The following is an 18,755-nucleotide window of genomic DNA, read 5'->3' as shown; positions in this document are numbered from 1 at the left end:
GATGGACGTTCGGCTGAAACAATTCGCAGATGCATATGCTGCTGACGAGGAGAAAACAGCCGGGCAGGGAGATGGGCGGAGCAGTATTCACTACCCCGCCGTTTTCCTGTTTATCGGGGATCTGATTCAAGATGCTGTACGTCCTGTTATGCAGATTAATGCTCAGAAGTGGGATAATAGTGCTGGTGTCATGTATGTCGAAATTGCTCCTGAACCGACAGGAGAAGAGCAACAAGCTAGACGTGCTAAAGAAGCTCGTTATGAGCAGGAGCATATTGCTTCTATGCGTACAGGTCAGACTACAGATGCTTTAGAAGCGCAAAAAATTACGACTTTTTTATCCCGTCCTACTGTTAATGATCATCACAAAAAAACGCAACGCCCTGATTGGCATCACCATTTTCAAAAAGATGGCAAGCATCTGCTGGAACTGAATCGTACGTTCCGGCAGGCGGCTCGCCGTTTAGCTGAGTTCGGACGTATGTATTCTTCGTTTGATCGATTGCATGTTTCTGTGATTACACGTGTCGATGATCCGATGAATATCCTAGTTCCTGAGATATCATTGTTAGCTCGTTCGATTCTAGGACAGTCTTTCAAGTCTGTACAAATGGATATGTATGCGCTCATATATGAAGGTGATCAAGAAGAACAGTTTGGTTATTCCAGTTCAGCAGGTGTTGCTTTTCTAAAAGAATTGGAACATATACAATCAGCAGATTATACACTGACTGCGCCGTTACAACGTACTGAAGACGGATTGGCCGTTATGGTACAACATGCGCCTTCTCCATTATTCGAACTGGCTTATGTATTATCTGATCGTAATGAGCGAGGTATCTCAGTCAATGGTGGCATGGAAAGTAGCTACGATATTATTTGTCGGATCAGTCTGCTCAAAAACCGTCAGCGTCTGGAAACGGGTGGCGAATCTTCTGTTTATGGATCAGATTACAATAATAATGCGTTCAAAAATAATGTGCGTAATGGAGACGGCAATCAAGGCTTAGTGTCTGCTGGATTTGCTAGAGTCAGACGACCTGATCGAGCGATTGCTTTGACTGTGTTAGAGCAATTCTTTTACGGCATTATGAAGCGGATGAAGCATTCAACGATTGTGGGTAGCCGCGAGAAGTTCGAATTATTAGGTCTCGATGAACAGCGTATGGATGATCGAATAGATCATTTTGTACCTAATAGCAGTCGTCTGGAAGATATGAATGGTCTTATGACACGAGCGACAAGCTTTAATCAGCTCAAATCAATGAGTCTTCGTGAAGCAGAACATGCTCTGTTCGAATATGGTGGCGAAAGCTTTTTCCGTGATAATTATGAGCAAGAAATGATTAAGCGGATCGAACAATGGGATGCTGGACGTGAACTGCAATCGAGTATCACAGAGATGCTTCGTCAACATCCTCATATCCATTTCTATCAGTTAGCAGAATGGACCGATGAATCAGGAGAACATAGCATCTGGCAGGATTATCATGCACGTACTCGTGATCTAATGAACACCTTAGAAAATGCACAAGCCGAACTGGATGAATGGTACAACAGTCGTGCAGACGATTTATCATTCCAGCGATTACCTTTTATGGAAAAGCATAATATTCGCGGACTTACCCGTGCATTGATTGATACGATTTATCCACGTAAATTGCATATTTTGCGTTTGCAAACTAGATTGCGTTTGTATCGCCGTTTTGAAGAGCATCTGGCTACTGTTCATCGTGACAGTATGCAACAGGTGAAAAGTATGGATACGCTCGGTTCTAATTTACAAGTAGCTGCAACAGATAGTATTCGTACAGCAGATGATTATATCGGGCAAAATATCCATGATTACTACAGTCGTCTAACTGCTGAAGTTATGGATGAAATTGAAGAAAAACGTGGAGATGGTGCCTTTTTCGAAGAGCGAAGTGTAGGCGACGTAACGTTATGGTTACAGCAAGGAGCTTCTACTCTATTGGAACGTCTGATGGACGTGTGCCGTAAAGAATTATTAGCATCCCGAGCATTTACACAGACCTTTGAACAGGAATTATTAAATCGTGCTAATGTTACGATCGCATACGAGAATAAACAAGCGTTATCGCAAGAAGATTTGTTCAAAGAGTTGTATCGTACGCTTGAAGACCGAGCCGTTATTCATATTCGTCTGCTGGATTATACGCACAAACATCGTTATGAAGAAAAATATATGTTTGGTAATGCAAATGGTGAATTTGTACGGTATGCCGCAGGTGTCGATAATACGACTCGTATTTACAAAACAGGATTTGTCCATGAAGATCGCACCAGTGGTGTAGAAAAGCTGAATCTAATGGGTGGATTTACGATTGAAGACTTGATTTACTATCGTAATGGTAAAACATATTATGATACGTATATTGCAAATGGGTATGATTTTCATGTATAGCTTGTACGTTGGTTTGACCGCTTTGGGAAAAGAATCACTCTTGTCGTCGCTGTTCCAAATCGATACCTTGAATAACCGCTTTGCGGTCGGTATCGATTTGAAAATGCGATCGCTTCGCTCTTTCAGAGTGATTCTTTTCCCTCCGCTCAGAGCGGGGAGTACATGCTAAAAATTCAATATAGTAGCATTTGCCTGGCAGGGTGGGGTAAGAAGAAAGAAAAGAACAAGTTACTTGAAAGTTTGGTTTCTTGTTTTATTTAAGACACCATGTGATGATTAAAAAATAAGGGATTTCTAAGCTTTTATATTTTTTAAAACTATGTAGCCACTTACCACGTAACGAAGAGGAAAAGGATCATCTTTTCCTCGAAGTGGTCAAACTTACATCCACTCTCTACATAGCTTTTTTATATCACCACCGCACTTTATTTAAGGTTGAAGTTTAATTCAGAAACTCTAACTACTCAAAGTCTATAAACGAAACTTCACCTACTCCAATGAAAGGGGAGATGCCACATATGCAACGCAAAGTGAATTGGCTTATGCTATTATTCAGTCTGATTGGAGGCGCGATTGGTTTTATTTTGGGAGAATGGTTGATCCATTCTTATTTTGATCGGATGCCGCGTGTGATTCTAATTGGATTATATTTCGGAATAATTAGTTTGTTTATTGGTGGGTTCTGTTTGTTAGCTGAAACGATTTCACCGAAATTAAGTGGGGCTTCATGGCGTCAACGTTATGCAGGGCTTTCTTGGAAACTATTTGTACCTGCTACATTGGTTCTTATGTTTCTTGGAGGTCTTGGAGGCGAAGCGATTTACCAGATCGGATTTAATGGAGTAAAGTCGATTCGTGATGTTGTCGTGGTAATTGATAATTCTGGTAGTATGCTAGAAACAGATGCAAAAAATCAACGTTTTCAAGCGGTTAAAAATATGGTCAATTCCATGGATGATGATAAACGTGTAGGTATTATCGGATTCAGTGATCAAGCAAGTGTAGTTTTGCCATTGACCGAAATCAATGATGCATCCAAACAGCAGATTACAACTACAATGGATGCAATGGCAACAACTACAGGAGGCACTAATTTTACAGGTGCTTTAGAAACAGCGATGCAACAAATTACAGCTCAAAATGATGATACTCGTGGTACTGTGGTAATCATGTTGTCTGATGGATATAGTGCATTGGATTCTTCAGCACTGGCTCCTTATCAAGCTAAAGGAATCTCGATTAATACAGTAGGATTGAATTTGACAGATGCAGGTGGAACAAATCTACTGACAGATATTGCTAGTCAGACAGGCGGTAACTATTATAATGTATCTGATGCTTCTCAATTACCACAGACGTTCCAACAAATCTACGATACATTAGATAAACGTACACTGGTCACAGAACGTAGTGAACCGTTTTACAGCAATCTCTACTATGTTATTCTACACGTGATCCTTGTTATGTTGTTGGGAGCATTAATGGGTGTCGGTATGGGATTAATGTTTGATAACCGTTTTCTGGCACGTAGCTTTGGAATTGGTGGTGGAGTCGCCGGTCTACTGGCAGGATGGTTACTAGAATGGGGTATCGGCAAAACAGATTGGACGGATGGAGTCGTACGCTTTTTAGCAGTGATGATTCTAGCGTTTATTATCGCTATATTTACACTGGTGGTACCTATTGGTGAAAATAGCAAACGAATGATCAAACGCAGTTCTACACCAACGCCAACTACACCTTCTGAAGGCCCACGTCGTCGCCGAGGAACAAGTAGTGGTACATTCCAACGTTAATTCTAACTTTTTAAAATATAATCCAAGCTATAGATAGATGCAGACCAGGAAAGGGGATCTTTACATGCTGTATACCGAACTGAAAACCAATCAAGGGATTCATGGATTGACCGGACAAGCGCAAGATGGATTATGTACATTGCGCTGGTTATGGCCACGTGATGCTGAAGCTGTCTATATCGAAAAAGTAACGCAGATGTCCGCAGTTGGCGAAGAAGGGTATAGTCATTCGGATCAGCCAGATTCTGCTCCTGCCAGTCTGCGTCTATACACTAAAGAAGAATATAAAGCGAATAATGGCTCTTATACAGAACGAGTCGATCATTTTGGCAGAATGACGTATACCGTCTATCTCACGTATGAAGAACAAGGAGAAACGGTACTGGTGCGTCAACCCGATGGTCAAAATACGATAGAACTCAGTGCAGGGAAAGCTAAAATTTACTATTCGATCAAACAACAAGGAACATGGTTTGGTAAACGTAAAACAGTTCGGATCGAAGTTCATGCAGAAGTTCCTATTCCCAAAGAAGTATTATGTTATGTGAAAAAAGAAGGCGGCTATGCTACAAACAAAGATGATGGCATTATTTATCCTTTTGCAGCTCCTTTTCAAGCAGGACGTAACGAATTGCCAGCGATTGAAGTAGGCAAAAATGAATATGTAAGACTCTTTTTTACCGATGGACGTACATATGGACAGATGTACGAATTGATTTTGGAGTAGGGGGAAGATAGTTGATATGAATATCTTCGATTGGTTCAAAAAGAAACCGGAAGCCGCACCTAGACCGTTATTTTATGATATCGTATGCCCGTTTTGTTTTAACAAATTTTCACCGGAAGATGTAGAGTTCCGTGCTTCGCATCACCGTGAAGATGATGAAGATTATGGACTCGGTGAAGATGCGAAGTTAAACAAGTACCGCTCTCGCTTCGGACTTGATACTGTGCATGATATGGAAGCTGTATTGCTTCCGACGGATGTCCCTGAAGAGCAACGTATTTATTCGGATCATGTATTGGTTGGGCTAAATGATCGTTATGGTGAAGTTACACGTCGTCGTCTGTGTCCTCATTGTCATAATGAATTACCTGTTACTTCAGGCAAAGTACCAAGTAATATTATTTCTATCGTTGGAGCTTCACAGGTAGGAAAATCCGTTTATATGACAGCGCTGATCCATACCTTGCAAAATACAACAGCAGAGAACTTTGATGCCGCTTGTATGCCACTGACAACAGAGATTAGCCGCAAGTTCCGTATCAATTATGAAGAACCTTTATTTGAACGTGGGGATCTACTCGGTTCCACGCAAAAAGAACGGATGCAAGAACCGTTTATTTTCCAATTCGTATTCAAAGATGAATCTAAGCCACCTTTAACGCTGGTGTTTTTTGATGTGGCTGGTGAAGGTATGGTCGATCAAGATTATCTAGGTCTACACGGTCAGCATATTAAAAATTCTGCGGGTATTTTATTTATGGTGGATCCGCTACAGATTCGCTCGATTCGTGACCGTATTCGGATTAAGCTGGGTGATGATAAAGGCGAATGGGTATCCCGTTATGATGAACCTCGTGATGTGGTCTTAACCTTATTTAGCGACTTTATTGCTCATCAAGAAGATAGCAAAACCGATATTCCAACAGCTGTGGTACTTACGAAAAGCGATATGCTAGAGTCATTACGTGGAGATGAAGGCGAGTATATCAAATCCAACAGTAATGTGTTCCATAATGTTATTCATCGTGATTATTTTGATTTGAACGAATTTGAAAATATAGATGGTGAAATCCGCCGCTTTATCGAACGTGTGGATCGTCCATTTAAAGGAACGATGGATGTGTATTTCAAAGATACTGCTTATTTTGCAGTCTCTGCATTAGGAAGTAATCCGATTGATCAGAAGCTACAAAGTGTAGTTAGCCCTATTCGTGTAGATGAGCCATTTATCTGGCTATTGTACAAACTGAATTATATCGAGGGGAGAGGGAAAGCTTGACTTTATTCTCGAATGCCCTGATCGATCAACAGATGTATACACGGGAGAAAAGTGGTATTTTCCGCTCCACTGAAGGTTATGATACGATCGCTAAATCTTCTGGATTGGATAACTCTTTTATTAAAAAGTATATTCATCCATTATGTGTATACGATGCGCCAGCAGAATTGTTAGCTAAAGGTGAAAAAGAAGATGCATTATTCCCGTCTGCCTTACAACTGGTACGACTGGAAACAGGCGATATGGTACTGGGAAATAGTCATTATGTAAATGCCGATTTTACAGGATTAAGAAGTACATTCTTTTCGCATAATTACATTATTCCAGCAGTACGTGCTGAAGAATGGGTGCATCAATATCATACATGGTTACAAGCCGATTTTCAGGAGCAATACAATGTCGATCAAGGACAAGACTTGCCACAATTACAAGATATCCCTTCGACTTCTGCTGCATTCAATCGGATAGCATTGTTAGAGCAATTGGGAATAGATGGTGCTGCTTTCCGTCAGTTAATCGGAGCAGTGATGTCTGCAATTCATAAGCGGCGTAAAGTGTATATTTCGCTCAATGTACCGATCAGTGAATTATCGATCTATGCGAAGCAATTAACAGCAGTGATTACCGAAGCACTTCCATATGCTTTCCGTCGTCGACTAGGGTTTACTACGTATGCCAAAGAGCCGGAAAGTCGTAAAGGGATGCAACTGATGTTTGTCGAAAGTGGATCGATTCGTGCAGGTGATCGCAATATTGAACGCGATTATCATTTTGATTGGAGTACAGGTCGTATTCATCCTGCTCAACCGGAAAAAGCAGGTCAAGTGTATACCGAATGGGTCTGGGAACATTTAGCACAACCGGATCAGTTACGTGCATTGCAAGAATTTGCGGATAGCGGACAAGCTGGACGGGATGCTTCTACGGAAGAATTGCCTGATCCTGCTCAATATGATGAGTGGACCACGCTATTTCGTGTCGAAGCGGGAGACGAGCAATTGTACAGCGAACACCCTGCTTCCATCTTGCAGTCTTTGCTCAAACATCTACGTCCAGCAGGTGCATTAGATTCAGCGATACGTGTAAATGATTTATTTTTATCTCGTTTTGATCGTGAATTTGATGAAGTGCGAACAGGCGCTGTACCTGATATTGGGATTGCCGAATGTTTTGCCGAATATTACGGTATTGATGAAGTACATACCGGACGCAAAATCGTAGAGTATTTTATCTGGGCGACTCGTAATGCGGTAGCAGCAGGACAGACCGCAGCAAGTCAGGCTTTGTATATGATGATGGAGAAACACCCTGCTTTGAATGAGGCTTTTATCCATATGGCAGGAAGTCAGCCTACACTGGCTGTGATGTTATTGAACCCTTTAATAGAGCGCAAATTCCATCAAGCACAAACGGTTGAAGAAGTAATTCATCTGGCTGTCGAATGGGGCACAACCTATCCACAGTTATTAGAGATGGACGATTATTGTAATCGTGCAGGTCAGTCCTTTATGGAAGCATTACGTCATAGTGCAGACTTGATGATTGCGACAGGAACAGTATTTACATTATTAGACGAAGTAGATACAGGTTCGTTAAACGGAAAAACGATTCAACCGGAGGCTTGGATACAATCAGGTCTAGGTGATGATATGCGAGCTTCTGCTGAACGATTATTATTGAATGACTTGGAATGGTCTTCGTTGACACGTGAAAAGTTATTAACCGCAGACTTCTTATCGCTTCCTTTACCAAGTGATGAATATCCTGAACGTGCGGAACGTCGTTTGAATGCGAAAAAGTTAGCTTTGCAGCTGCTATATATCTGGTTTACCGAAAAAGAATTATCCGCAGAGTTAATGAATTTACTACATCAATTGCAACCGAATGAAAAAGATCAGGTTCAACAGTTAGGTCGGTTGTGGTTAGCTGAAGATATTCGAAAAGGTCAATTTGGTCGATTGGCAGCGGCGTTTAGCTATAGTGCTGAACCCAATGATTTGGATTATTCTGCAATGGTCGAAGCTGTTCGTCAGCATGCCTCTAGTCCTGAACAAATTTATCCATTTTTCCATTGGTCTGAAGGACGAGTAGAATTTATGCGACCAGATCTTCATCATTCGCAACCATCTACGTCTGATAACAGATTGACCAACGATAGAGCGAAGACAACAGACACGAACAAAAAAACGTCCAGTCGTCAGTCACAGCATCCCCAATTTGTACCTGCGTATGAGACAGCTATTTTGGCTTATTTTCGTCGACACGATCCAGAAGCATTCCGTAAAGGAACACTTGCTGCTCAAGCCAAAGCTGATTTTGCAAATGAAGGGCCTGCTTTACGGTCAGTATATGTTAAAGCGAGAGATGAACTAGCGACACCACTTTCCAAATGGTTTAAACGTAATCGAAAACGTATGCCCTTATTAGCGCTGCTAGCAGTGGTATTACTAGTAGCGATCGGTGGACTATCGCTTTATGGACTGAAAGTGTTTGGTGTGATTACAGTGGATCAGACGACACCTGTGGTAGAACCAGCCCCAGAAGTAATAGAACCACCAACAGAAACGGTTCAACTGCCTAAAGTAGTAGTTACCTTACAGACTCCAAATGCTTCTACAAGTACAACGTCAACAACAAGTACAGATAGCAATGCGACAGGATTAGCTTTCCATTTTGCTGATCGTGCGACTTGCGAAGCTTTTGCGCCTACCAAAGCTACTTTAATGATGGGAAATGGGCAAAAAGTAGACTATACTCAGTTAAATGCGAAGTCGATCTGTAAAGCACCAACAAGTAGTGGTAGTGATACCTCGTCAGAACCATCGACTAACGATTCTACAGCAACGAGTGATGACGATACAGCAAGTACAGTTGATGGTAATGATAGCTCTACTGTAACGATGGTATCTACAACGACTAATAATACAAATAATGATGCAAAAACATCTGAATCCACATCAGGTTCAGATACAACCGATCCAACGGACAGTACAGATACTGATGCAACAACAGAAACAGGAACAACAGATTCTTCGACATCAAGTACCACACCAATAGAAGAAGCCGAACCTGTATCTCAAGCACAACTATCTGAAAGTAATCCCTATACCGTAACGATCGATTTGCCTGCCAAAACAGATAGCCATAATATCAACAAAATCAAAATTGATAGTACCGAGTATGTTATCACATCTATCATGGATGATTCCGCAACAACAGAGACACCTTAATAGGTAGTACAATAAGCACGACTCGATAGACCATTTGATATGTAAAAGCTCGCTTTTCTGTTTCTAAGAAAGCGAGCTTTTACTATATACAGTACGATACAATCATTGAAATAAAGAGTACCTTTATGTTGTAGATCAAAGGAGGTGTAGCTATGACGATTCATTCTAATGGTTATCGGGATATTCATCATTGTGATGTATTGATTGTAGGAGCAGGACCTACAGGGCTGACGCTTGCGATTGAACTGGCGAGACGCGGCATCTCATATCGTATTATCGACAAATGTGCTCATCCTTCGATCTATTCCAAAGCGCTAGGTGTGATGGCACGGACATTAGAATTATTACATCAAGCAGAGGTAGCAGATACATTAATCGCTCAAGGACATCAAGTCACCGGAATGCAAGCATCAAGCTATACCAAAGTACTCGCACAGGTCGAGTTCCCTTCATTGATCCAGAGCCCTTATCCTTATGTGCTGATGGTTCCACAAAATATCACCGAACAGGTACTTATTGATCGCTTAACAGCACTAGGTGGCACTGTAGAACGGCAAACTGAATTAATATCATTACATCAGGGAGATCAAGAACATTCTCAGGTACATGCTATCGTGCAACATATGGCAGGTGACGCTCAGTTAGAAGAAGAGATATCTGCACGCTGGATAGTAGGTTGTGATGGCGCTCATAGTACGGTTCGTCATCTGAGCGGGATTCCATTTGAAGGCGAAGCGTTAGCTCAATCGTTTGCTTTGGCAGATGTACAGATCGATTGGAAGCAAGATCATAACAAACTGCATGTGTATCTTAATAAAGGCTATCTGACTGCCTTTTTCCCGATGTTAAATCATCGACATCGAGTCATTATCGGGATGCCACCTGAATATGTGATTTCTTCTTCCAAAGATCAATCGATATCATTAGCCGATATTCAAGCAGTACTGGATATTTGTCTGCCGATCAAAGTAAATATGTCTAATCCGATCTGGTTGGCAAAATTCGCTGTTCATCAGCGTAAAGTGAAAAACTATCGCACAGGATCTATTTTTCTAGCAGGGGATGCCGCTCATATTCATTCACCGATTGGTGGACAAGGGATGAATACCGGGATACAAGATGCTTTTAATCTAGGGTGGAAATTAGCGCTAGTGTGTCAGGGGTATGCTGCGGAGAGTCTATTGGATAGTTATCATGCTGAACGTGAACCGATTGGACAGCAGTTGTTACGAGGTACATCATTATTCACCAAGCTAGCGACTACACGTCATTCTGTACCGATCGCTATTCGCAATACAGTCGCTCCGTTACTCTCTTCACGTAAAGTAATTCAAAAACGCTTATTCCGCTTACTTTCAGAAACAGGTATAGCATATGACCGTAGTCCAATCGTACAACAAGGCAAAGGCTGGCATCGCCCGATGCTTCATGCAGGAGAACGAGTACCTGATGGAGGATACGGACAATCGCCTCGACATACGCTACTTTTATTTGCAGGAGAACATCCTGTGATTCCAAGTCCTAAGCCACCAACACTCGAAGATGATATCGACGAACCGGATCACCGTTCTTTACTGACTCAAGTGGCTGTGAAATGGAAAGATATTATTGACGTGCATATTTTGTTACCGGATCATCCGTTAATGACTTCTTTACCGTTACCTTCTCATATTCATGTGGACGCAGACCATGATCTTCATCAGCGCTATGGCATGGGCAAAGCGGGATATGTACTGATTCGCCCGGATGGATATATCAGTTATATCGGTGGTCTGAGTGATGAAATGGATCTGATCGGTTGGGTACATCGTTCTTTTCAGATTCCAGCCAGATTATAAATTTGTAAGAAATTGTAGAAAAACTGTAGAAAATAAAAAGAAATAAACGAAAATATGTTCGTAACCTATACCATTCTCCCATCGGGTTCATGTATAATGGGATATTATGTTTACCAAACGGATTATCAATATTATTGAAGGAAAGGCAAGGAGTCTATTATGCATTCACCATCGCCAATATCCTATACAGATAGAACCTATACGGCATTATTAAGCTTCGAAGAAGATCGAGGCTTTTTCCTGCATATTTCGCGTGCAGATGGAGTCGTGGAAGAGGAACAAGCTGAGGAAGTACAGCAGATGGTTATGGGTAAAACACTTCGTAATACTGATCACAGATGGCAACATTCTTCTTACGGGCATAGTGAATGTCTGCTCAAGCCAGAAGAAGCGCATAAATTATACACTCGATTAGCACGATTAGTTCCGGGTACATTAGAGTTGTTTGACGGTACCCCTATTGATGCTAGTTATGATGGAAGTGCAGAAGCCGTCTTATCAGGAGGAAGCGAGCCTACCACAACGATAGCGATCTCGACTTCAGCTGAATCCAGTTATGCTGTCGATGATCTTGATCATTATTTAGAGGATACGGTGGATGAAGAAATCATCTATGGTATTGATCCTGCTTATGCACAAGATCAGAATTTTCAAGTGGCTGACGACTATATTCCTTATGCGGCTCCGGAAGAATTTACCGATGGGGTACATGTAGAAGCCAAATGGGTGTTAGAAGGTAGACGAGATGCCAAAAATGGTGTCGGACAAGTGACAGCAGTGCCGATGATCGAGATTAGTGGGATTCGTTATCCTGCGGTAGAATTGTCTCGTCGTCTTGGCGCATCTGGAACCTATGTGGGTCTTCATGAGCATGGACAGATTGAAGCCGATGTTCTAAGAGAATTAGGGCTAGGACCGATGGGGAGAATGGCTGACGGAACATCGCTTGATAAAAATAGTAAATTAACATCGCAAGAGATTATTCAGCGTGGTTCTGAACGACTGAGCGGACCGTGGGAACAATTGTTGATTCCAGATTTGGTATTGCCAACAGAGCGTGATCTAGAACAGCATTTTGAGTTTTTGACACACTGGGGAATTTCAGGCGGCATCTTAGGTGGCGTGATGAGACACAGCGAGTCTTTACAGCATTTTCTGGAAGAATATATTCGTAAATTTCCAGCATGTAAGATTGCCATTATTGGGAAAAAGCCTCTACTGACTGGATTGCAAAAATTGTGGCAACCCACACTTGGTTCGTACTGGCAAGAAGCGTCTGAACTATCGAGCAAGACGAGTACTGCCAAAAACAAATCGACATTACCACTTATAGCTGTGCCTGCAAGTCTTTTGACTGGAAGAGCCGCCATTTTACCAGGTGGCGTCGATATTGCTATTTATTTAGAACCTGATGAATTAACAGATAGTGTGACAAGCAAAGTCTATAAAGCGATGAATAAGTTAACCACTCGCTTACGTTTAGCGATCTATGCAGAAGGTCAACAGTTAGATGAACCTCATATGCGAACGGCTCAGACCAGTCTGCTCAAATTATTTCATTCGGTTGTGCGTGAATATGCGATTGTTGATCCTGACCATCCTTTGACTGAATTACCACCTGCTTTTCCAATGATGGTGAAGCGTGCACTTCAATCTGGATTGCCACAAGTGAGCGAACGTAAAGGTGGATTTGCTGAATTTGAGTGGGGAACTGAAGAACGTGGATTGCGTATCCCTGAGCGTCCAGCTGATATTTCTATAGATACTACAGACACCACATTAGACGAAGATTGGAAAAAAGATCATATTATCTATGACCATCAAGGCTGGCTACAGTCTTTTCAATATAAAAAAGAAGATACTCCTTCTGTAAACCTCTCACCAGAGTCGATCTCAGAGCGACCTTCACGTGATCGTGATCCGGATGAGATCAGTGGTTATGAAATGGAGCTTCAACAACCAGCTACGTATAAAGTAGTGAATTCCAAGCAGCAGGCATCTTATATTCCTGTAGATTGTGCATCGATGTCTTCATGGAAAATTCCACCTATAGATGATGCTGAACATCAAGTGGTACATTCACAAGATGCTGTAGAGAACCCTGTAGCAGAAATAAATCTTGAGCTTCCCGATCATCGTATTCAACACGATCACGAAGAAGCTGCTACGATGAATACAGATCTAGCACCGGTATATGTTTCTTATGCTGAATCGTCCAATTCTACCTTAGTAGAAACCGATGAAGAACTACGTTCCAAGTCAGCGATTCAGACCGCAGAACACATTTTTGCGAAGCGTGCTCATGAAATGATTGAACATCGGGAAGAAGCAGCTGAATTTGTACCCTTTATGAGCTACTGGCCGACTTACGAAAGTATGACCTGGCGACAGAAAAGGTGGTATTTCTACTGGCGACAAGAAGTGCGTGAAGGTCGATATCCTGCAACCGATTTGTCTTATATTTTCTTAATGTGTTATGAGATTATTAATGGAGCAGGCTGGCAACAACCTTTAGAAGGACATCAATATTTAATGAATTTATGGCGTCAATATCGTAAAAAATTTATTAAATTAGATCGATATATTCCACAGTGGGTATTGGACTTTGGGCAAGTACATGGACTGAATGAATCGTTAAGCGAATTGATGATTGCAGCGCCAGACCATTTACCAACCGAACTGGATGATCTGGAATGGGAGCGTATCTGGTCATCACAGCCTGTACAGATTCCATTTGAACTATTACATCGTTTACTGGATTACGATATTGAACGTAGTCGCTTTTATGTTGAAAAGGGTAGCGAATGGATTCAAGAATATGTGCCCAAAGTATTAGCAGCTGTCGATGCTTTTCTGGAAAAACAGCAGGGCGCACGTCTAATTCAAATTTTCCGTCCAACCGTCTATCGGGAAACAGAGCGCTATCTGTTCCGCAGTGCTGTCTATGACTCAACCATCTATGGTCGAACAGCTACTGTCAGACGATTACCTTTGTGCGAACATAAGCCTTTACGAGATTTTCTAACCAGTATCGTCAAATTAACTGAAAATGAACTACGTCGTCATCTCGAATTTAGTGGTCGACTGCGTATTAATCCACCAATTGAGCCTGAGATTGCTCGCTTGATTGAACGGTATATCAAGCGTATATTTACAGTGCAAGAAGAAGTGCCTGCACCAAGACAAGTGCAGATCGATACATCCGTATTAGAGCAATTACAAGCCGATTCGGATGTAGTTCGCCAAATGCTGACTTTACGGGAAGAAGAAAAGATCAGTAGTGAAGAAGAATGGACAACATGGATCGCTGAACATGCTGTAGCTGTTGATGCTCCTGTGTTCGAAGCGAAAGAACAATTAGAGCAAACTCAACAATCTGCACCAGAACCAACTATACAACAAGCAGAGCAAGTACAGGGAATCGAGCAATTACAGTCAACAGCACAAGTGGAAAACGAGCAACAACTTCCAGTGGCTTCACCGTCCTTGTCTAATATACAACCAACCGATTTATCGACAATCACTATTCTGTCTCCTTTGCCTGCTGAATGGGATGAAGCGTGGCAAGATTGGATCGATGGTCTACAACCGCATCATATTCAATTTTTGGCGGGATTATTGGATGAAGTTAGCGATTCTGTTTTACGTGATATTGCTAGTAAAGGTGGCACGATGCCAGCACTGCTAGTTGATGAAATTAATGATCTGGCGATGGATACAATCGGTGACCTTTTACTTGAAGAAGGTACGATTATGGAAGAATATAGAACAGTGCTTGATGCAATCATCATGAGGTGAAAAGAAAATGAATGAAGTGAAAATACCCAAACGTATCACCACCGCATTAGTGAATTCTTTTGCGGCAGGGGTTGTTCCCCGTATCGGTCTGGAACATGTAGCGGTTGGTCGTAAATATGAAGTGGAATCGATTCTACGTGAGCTGGATAATGTGGCCGATGGTGGAGCAGCGTTCAAATTGATTACAGGTCGTTATGGTAGTGGTAAAAGCTTTTTACTACAAATGATCCGCAATTATGCAATGGATCGTGGGTTTGTGGTAGCCGATGCCGATCTATCTCCGGAACGTCGTCTTACAGGATCGAAAGGTCAAGGACTTGGAACATACCGTGAACTGATGACCAATCTATCGACACGTACCCGTCCAGATGGCGGAGCTCTTGAGTCGATGTTACAGAAATGGATATCCACACTACAACAACAAGTAATGGAAGAAAATAATGTATCTGCCGATGATCCTTCGATCGGGATTGAAGTGCAACGTCGTATCCATTCGGTAACATCAGAAATGGAAGGCTGGGTACACGGATTTGATTTTGCCAAAGTGTTGTCGGCATACTGGCAAGGGATTCGCTTAGGGGAAGATACGCTCAAGCAATCGGCACTACGCTGGTTACGTGGCGAATATCCAACCCGTACTGAAGCCAGACGTGAACTGAATGTAGGCGTCATTATTGATGATGATGGCTGGTACGATTATATGAAATTATGGGCAGAATTTGCCGCTCGTATCGGTTATCAGGGGTTGCTATTATTTGTCGATGAAGGCGTGAATTTATACAAAATTTCCAATAGCGTCTCCCGTCAAAGTAATTATGAAAAGCTACTCACGATCTTCAATGATACGATGCAGGGTAAAGCAGGGCATCTGGGTGTATTTGTCGGTGGAACACCTCAATTTGTAGAAGACCCTCGTCGTGGATTATATAGCTATGAAGCCTTACGTTCCCGTTTATCTGAAAGTCGGTTCGGTAGCAGTGGAACCAAAAATTTTGCCGGTCCTGTGATTCGCTTGGAAATGTTATCTCATGAAGAAATATTGTTAATGCTACAAAAGCTACGTGATATTCATAGTCAGCATCACAAATACCAATCGACATTAGAGCAACATCAACTGGTCGCTTTTATGCAAATTGCGGTTTCCCGGATGGGTGCAGAAGAATTGCTGACACCTCGTGAAGTAGTGCGTGATTTTGTAGATTTGCTGAATACTCTTCATTTCAATGAAGAATTATCATTCGATGAATTGTTAGGGCAGTTAGCGACAGCACCAACAAATTCACATGGTGGAGGATATGGTGCAGATCCTGATGTAGTGCCTAATTCATCATCGAATCAACGTGCAACATCAAGCGGGACAGCTCCTCAACCGTCTGCACCTAAAGATGAAGTGGATGATTTTCTAGCGGAGTTTGATTTATGAGTAGAAATCATCCCTTTTACCGACTGGCTCCGTTTATACAAGAATACATGTATCGCAGTGGATGGAAAGAAATGCGTGAAGCACAGGTGGAAGCTTGTCGCGTCCTTCTGGACACACCTCATCATCTGCTTATCGCTTCAGGGACAGCTTCTGGTAAAACAGAGGCTGCTTTTTTTCCAGCATTAACGGCTTTACATGAGCATCCGTCCAAATCGGTAGGCATTTTATATATAGGGCCGCTCAAAGCTTTAATTAATGATCAATTTGAACGGCTCAAAGGCGTATTGCGAGATTCAGATATTCCAGTCTGGCACTGGCATGGAGATGTCCCTCAGTCACAGAAGACCAAGCTGATGAAAAATCCTTCAGGTATTTTACAGATTACACCGGAATCACTGGAAGGATTGTTAATGAATCGTCCCAATTCGATTCCGGCATTATTTGGTGATCTACGGTATATCGTTGTTGATGAAGTCCATGCTTTTATGGGAGCCGATCGTGGCATTCAAGTATTATCTCAATTATCCCGTATTGAGCGTATGGGTGGTTGTCGTCCGCAACGGATCGGATTATCTGCGACACTAAGCGATTATGAAAGTGCGACGCAGTGGTTAGCCGCAGGCACAGGGCAACCGGTTGAGATCGTATCGCCTGAAGGCAATCGCAAATTGCGCCTCAGTATCGAACACTTTTCATTTCCCAATGCTCGTAATGAAGAACAAGCGCAACAATTAGAATATGCTCAACAGGCGTATCATAACTTTATTTACGATCAGACTCATCATAAAAAAGCATTGATCTTCACTAATAGTCGCTCAGATGCTGAATACATTACACTGGAAATGAGAGCTGTCGCGGCTAATCGCCATGAACCTGATATTTTTCATGTGCATCATGGCAGTATCTCGGCATTGTTACGCGAAGAAGCCGAAGCCGCTTTACGTGAAGGATATGGGCCTGCTGTTGCCGCCGCTACGTTAACGCTTGAACTCGGGATCGATCTAGGAGAACTTGAACGTGTGATCCAGTTAGGAGCACCTTATTCATGCTCCAGCTTTGTACAGCGCTTAGGACGTTCAGGAAGGCGTGAAGGTTCGGTCTCAGAAATGATCTTCGTCTGTCCGGAAGAAGAAGATGAAGAAGCACAATTACCTGCACGTATGCCGTGGATTATGTTGCGTGCGATTGCAGTCATCGAATTGTATGTGAAGCAGAAATGGGTGGAGCCTTTCAGTGCACGCAAATTACCGATCGGGATTCTGTATCACCAGACGATGAGTATTCTCAAAAGTATGGGCGAAGCTGAGCCTGCTGAATTAGCACGTGCTATTCTAACGTTACCGCCTTTTAGACATTTTAGTGCAGAGCAATATCAGTCTTTTCTACAATATCTACTGCAACTGGATCATCTTCAATATACCGAAGAAGGAACATTGATTATCGGTCTAGCAGGTGAAAAGATCGTAAACAATTTCCGCTTCTATGCAGTATTCAAAGACGATGAAGAACATGCTGTCTACAATGGATCTGAAGAAATTGGTTCGATTACTACTGTTCCGCCACCGGGGTACTGCTTTTCATTAGCAGGTAAGCTCTGGAAAGTAGAAGAGATTGATAGTCGTCACCGTGCTGTCTATGTGAAGTCATCCAAAGGTAAAGTCGATACGCTCTGGCTTGGTGCTGGCGGTGATATGGATACGATGATTATGCAGAAGATTCGTGAGATTCTGGCATCGAACGATCATTATCCGTATCTAGCTCCACAAGCTAAAGCACGATTAGAACGAGCCCGTCGATTAGCGAGAGAAACCGATTTGCTCAAAAAAATCGTGTTACCTGCTGGAGGTGATTCCTGCTTTATTTTGCCATGGATTGGAAGCAAACCTTTCCGTACACTGGAGCGTTTGCTCAAAAACAATCTATCTGAGCGTCTAGGGCTGCGATCAGTGACACCGCTAGAACCTTATTACTTCGTGGTATCCGGTCAAGCTGATGCCGCCGAGATTGCTGCTGAGATTATTGCAGAGTGTGAACGGATTGAGAATCCAGAGCAATTACTAGCAGAAGAAGAAGCTCCGTATCTAGGCAAATACGATGAATTTATTCAACCGATGCTTGTTCGGCAAGCCTTTGCTACAGATGGATTAGATATAGAAGGTCTTAAAAGTGGATTACATTCCCAGAAACCTCAAATTAATTTGTGATCTGCAACCGATAAAGAAGCTAGAGCGTAATGATG

At 42.3% G+C, this 18,755-nt stretch carries 9 protein-coding genes; all 9 read left to right on the top strand.

Going from position 1 to position 18,755, the window contains the following annotated elements:
• The first annotated feature begins 1 nt into the window (after window position 1).
• The 9 genes from PaeCFBP13512_RS15940 (at window position 2) to PaeCFBP13512_RS15900 (ending at window position 18,720) form a co-directional block, all read left to right on the top strand.
• A complete protein-coding gene (locus tag PaeCFBP13512_RS15940; RefSeq protein WP_137224461.1) occupies window positions 2–2,425 on the top strand; it encodes a transcription initiation factor TFIID in 2,424 nt (807 codons plus the stop codon).
• A gap of 518 nt (window positions 2,426–2,943) precedes the next feature.
• Window positions 2,944–4,221: a vWA domain-containing protein gene (locus PaeCFBP13512_RS15935; RefSeq protein ID WP_137224458.1), complete on the top strand. Its 1,278-nt coding sequence runs from the start codon at window positions 2,944–2,946 to the stop codon at window positions 4,219–4,221.
• 64 nt (window positions 4,222–4,285) lie between these two features.
• Window positions 4,286–4,948 (top strand): beta-mannanase, encoded by a 663-nt coding sequence (locus tag PaeCFBP13512_RS15930; RefSeq protein ID WP_137224456.1) that lies wholly within the window; start codon window positions 4,286–4,288, stop codon window positions 4,946–4,948.
• 16 nt (window positions 4,949–4,964) lie between these two features.
• Window positions 4,965–6,227 carry a TRAFAC clade GTPase domain-containing protein gene (locus PaeCFBP13512_RS15925; protein ID WP_069329621.1) on the top strand — a complete coding sequence of 421 codons (1,263 nt, stop codon included), beginning with the start codon at window positions 4,965–4,967 and terminating at the stop codon, window positions 6,225–6,227.
• Window positions 6,224–9,457 carry a GAP1-N2 domain-containing protein gene (locus tag PaeCFBP13512_RS15920; RefSeq protein ID WP_137224454.1) on the top strand — a complete coding sequence of 1,078 codons (3,234 nt, stop codon included), beginning with the start codon at window positions 6,224–6,226 and terminating at the stop codon, window positions 9,455–9,457. The genes PaeCFBP13512_RS15925 and PaeCFBP13512_RS15920 overlap by 4 nt, the downstream gene beginning before the upstream one ends.
• Before the next feature lie 152 nt (window positions 9,458–9,609).
• A complete protein-coding gene (locus PaeCFBP13512_RS15915; protein WP_137224451.1) occupies window positions 9,610–11,295 on the top strand; it encodes an FAD-dependent monooxygenase in 1,686 nt (561 codons plus the stop codon).
• A gap of 159 nt (window positions 11,296–11,454) precedes the next feature.
• On the top strand, window positions 11,455–15,093 hold the full coding sequence (locus PaeCFBP13512_RS15910; RefSeq protein ID WP_137224449.1) for a TerB N-terminal domain-containing protein: 3,639 nt from the start codon (window positions 11,455–11,457) through the stop codon (window positions 15,091–15,093).
• 7 nt (window positions 15,094–15,100) lie between these two features.
• Complete coding sequence (locus PaeCFBP13512_RS15905) at window positions 15,101–16,516, top strand: ATP-binding protein (RefSeq protein WP_137224447.1); 1,416 nt, start codon at window positions 15,101–15,103, stop codon at window positions 16,514–16,516.
• Window positions 16,513–18,720, top strand: coding sequence for a DEAD/DEAH box helicase (locus PaeCFBP13512_RS15900; protein ID WP_137224444.1), 2,208 nt, complete (start codon window positions 16,513–16,515; stop codon window positions 18,718–18,720). Before PaeCFBP13512_RS15905 ends, PaeCFBP13512_RS15900 begins: the two co-directional genes overlap by 4 nt.
• The last annotated feature ends 35 nt before the right edge of the window (window positions 18,721–18,755 follow it).

It is taken from the genome of Paenibacillus sp. CFBP13512, from assembly GCF_005233705.1.
Classification (GTDB): Bacteria; Bacillota; Bacilli; order Paenibacillales; family Paenibacillaceae; genus Saccharibacillus; species Saccharibacillus nuruki.
The sequence above is the reverse complement of the archived record's forward strand: the minus strand, read 5'-3'. Positions and strand labels throughout refer to the sequence as shown.

Coding starts and splice junctions, on each gene's coding strand:
- PaeCFBP13512_RS15910 (WP_137224449.1), top strand. CDS start 11,455: ATGCATTCACCATCGCCAATATCCTATACAGATAGAACCTATACGGCA.
- PaeCFBP13512_RS15905 (WP_137224447.1), top strand. CDS start 15,101: ATGAATGAAGTGAAAATACCCAAACGTATCACCACCGCATTAGTGAAT.
- PaeCFBP13512_RS15900 (WP_137224444.1), top strand. CDS start 16,513: ATGAGTAGAAATCATCCCTTTTACCGACTGGCTCCGTTTATACAAGAA.
- PaeCFBP13512_RS15915 (WP_137224451.1), top strand. CDS start 9,610: ATGACGATTCATTCTAATGGTTATCGGGATATTCATCATTGTGATGTA.
- PaeCFBP13512_RS15935 (WP_137224458.1), top strand. CDS start 2,944: ATGCAACGCAAAGTGAATTGGCTTATGCTATTATTCAGTCTGATTGGA.
- PaeCFBP13512_RS15940 (WP_137224461.1), top strand. CDS start 2: ATGGACGTTCGGCTGAAACAATTCGCAGATGCATATGCTGCTGACGAG.
- PaeCFBP13512_RS15925 (WP_069329621.1), top strand. CDS start 4,965: ATGAATATCTTCGATTGGTTCAAAAAGAAACCGGAAGCCGCACCTAGA.
- PaeCFBP13512_RS15930 (WP_137224456.1), top strand. CDS start 4,286: ATGCTGTATACCGAACTGAAAACCAATCAAGGGATTCATGGATTGACC.